Genomic DNA, 2299 nt, shown 5'->3' with positions numbered 1-2299 from the left:
CCCGATCCCGCCACCCGCCCCGACCGGCCGACCCAGTCCAACCTCCCGAGGCGGACGATGTCGGCCAGGTGGCCGAGCACATGGACCGTCATGGCGAGGAACCAGAGGACGAAGCTGGCCTTGTGGGCGGTCAGCAGGAGGTCCCTACCCGCGGTGCCGACGAACATGAGGCCGACGCCGGTTCCGAACATCACGAGGGTCAGCACCACGACAGCGGGACCGAGGATCCGCAGCAGCCAGGGAGGCGGGCCCTTGTCGCGATAGGCGGGATGCCCCTGGTAGTACCGCGCGAAGCGGTACACCGTGCTGCCGATCTTCAGCAGGACCGGCGGGATCAGCAGCATTCCGACGAACACATGGGCCGTCAGAAGGGAGCGAGCCGACAGCACGGTCACGCCCTCGACGGCCAGCAGGACGAACAGGACCACCGCAGTCGAGGAGGTGAGCCGGGCGTTGGCCTCCACCCCGTCGGCTCCGGCCCGGGCCCCCGTCCCGCCCGGGCCGCTTCCGGGTCGTCCTGTTTCCGGGCGCGCCCCTGCAGCCACACCCCAAAGCTAGAGAGCCGAGCCTTACGGGAGCATGAAGACCGAGCGCTCCGACTCGGACGGCCGGACAGGGGCGCTTCATGGTCCCGTAAGGAGCAGGCCGCTACCTTGCGGCGGTGAGTCCGGCCGGCCCGGTACGGGCCCTAGCCCTGGCGGCAGCCGTCGCCTTGGCGCCGCCTGCGGGGCGGGCCCCCGGCGACCCGCCGGGTCGGCCGCGCCCTCGCAGACCGGTTCGGCGCCGACAACGTCGAGCTCGGTTCCGGTAGACCTGGCTGCCGGATCCGACCCCTCCGTGCTTCCCGGCCCGGTCCTGATCGCGGACCGCACCAACAACCGGCTCATCGTGGTGAACCAGCGGGGCCAGATCACCTGGCAGTTCCCCCGCCCGGGGGACCTGGCCCCCGGTCAGAGCTTCCCGGTCGCCGACGACGCCTTCTTCACTCCGGACGGCCGGCAGATTGTGGCCACCGAGGAGGACGCCTTCGTAATCAGCGTCATCGACGCGGCCACCCACCGCATCGTCTACCGGTACGGCACCCCGGGCTCGGAGGGGATGGGACCCGACCACCTGTGGAACCCCGACGACGCCCTGGTCCTGCCGGACGGCTACATCCTCACTGCCGACATCAAGAACTGCCGGATGCTCCTGATCGCCCCGGGTTGGCACAGTCCGGCGCGCGTCATCGGCACCTCCACCAACGCGTGCTATCACTCCCCACCCTCACACTGGGGCAGTCCCAATGGCGCCTTCCCGATGGCGAACGGCCACTATCTCGTCACCGAGATCAACGGTGACTGGGTCGACGAGATCGACCTCAACGGGCGGGTCTACCGGTCGTTGCATCCGCCCGGCGTCGGTTACCCCTCGGATACCAACGAGGTGAGCCCCGGTGTCTACGTCACGGTGAGCTACACCGACCCGGGAGTGCTCGAGACCTTCGACTCCTCGGGCCATCTCCTATGGCGCTATGCCCCGCTGCAGGGAGATCCCCCGCTCGACCAGCCTTCACTGGCCGAGCCGTTGCCGAACGGGGACTTCCTCATGAACGACGACTTCAACCACCGGGTCGTGGTGATCGACCCCCGCACGGACCGGATCGTCTGGTAGTACGGCCATACCGGCGTCGCCGGATCCTCCCCCGGCTACCTGGACAAGCCCGACGGCGTCGACCTGGCTCCGCCGTTCTCGCTACTGGCCAGGCACGCCTCGACCATGGGGAAGCCCTGACGGGACGCACCTGCGCACGCCATACATAGGTTCACCCTCGACCTGTGGCTCCAGTGGGCGTGGGACCTTCGACCCTGGTGGGCGCCTACGTATCCGGCGGAAGATGGGGATGTGATGCGGGACATGGACGCGTATGAAGAGTCGATGGTCGCGGTGGGAGTGGACGGCTCCAAGGAGTCCCGAGCTACAGTTCGTTGGGCCGCCGCCGAGGCCTTCTGGCGCGAGGCGGAGCTCTGTCTCGTCTACGCCTACACATATCCCGTGTCGATCGCCTGGCACAGGCTTCCCCTCGTGGCCCGCCCGGAGTGCTGCGACCAGGCCGCCGAGGAGATGCTCGCCCACATCGAGCGAGACGAGCTCGGCGGGTATCCGAGCCTGGCTGTACGTCGGATAGCCGTTCCCGGACTTGCCGCCGATGTCCTCATGGAAGTCGGCCGCACCGCAGACCTGCTCGTGGTGGGTGCCACTGCCCGTCACCCACTCGGCCACACCCTGCTGGGTTCAGTGGCCCGGGCCCTTACCCGCC

At 68.9% G+C, this 2299-nt stretch carries 3 protein-coding genes; 2 read left to right on the top strand and 1 reads right to left on the bottom strand.

The window, feature by feature from the left end; all coding sequences use genetic code 11:
- Positions 1 to 545, bottom strand: a 545-nt coding sequence (locus VFW24_07730; GenBank protein ID HEX5266648.1) for a hypothetical protein, incomplete at its 3' end; no start/stop codon positions are given.
- 292 nt (positions 546 to 837) lie between these two features.
- Here VFW24_07730 and VFW24_07725 point away from each other — a divergent pair.
- Together VFW24_07725 and VFW24_07720 are read left to right on the top strand one after the other, a co-directional pair.
- The gene (locus tag VFW24_07725; GenBank protein ID HEX5266647.1) at positions 838 to 1653 is read left to right on the top strand and encodes a hypothetical protein; all 816 of its coding nucleotides are present in this window, start codon (positions 838 to 840) and stop codon (positions 1651 to 1653) included.
- A 243-nt stretch (positions 1654 to 1896) separates the two neighbouring features.
- Positions 1897 to 2299, top strand: a 403-nt coding sequence (locus tag VFW24_07720; GenBank protein HEX5266646.1) for a universal stress protein, incomplete at its 3' end; no start/stop codon positions are given.

It is taken from the genome of Acidimicrobiales bacterium (assembly GCA_036273495.1).
GTDB lineage: Bacteria > Actinomycetota > Acidimicrobiia > Acidimicrobiales > JAJPHE01 > DASSEU01.
The sequence above is the reverse complement of the archived record's forward strand: the minus strand, read 5'-3'. Positions and strand labels throughout refer to the sequence as shown.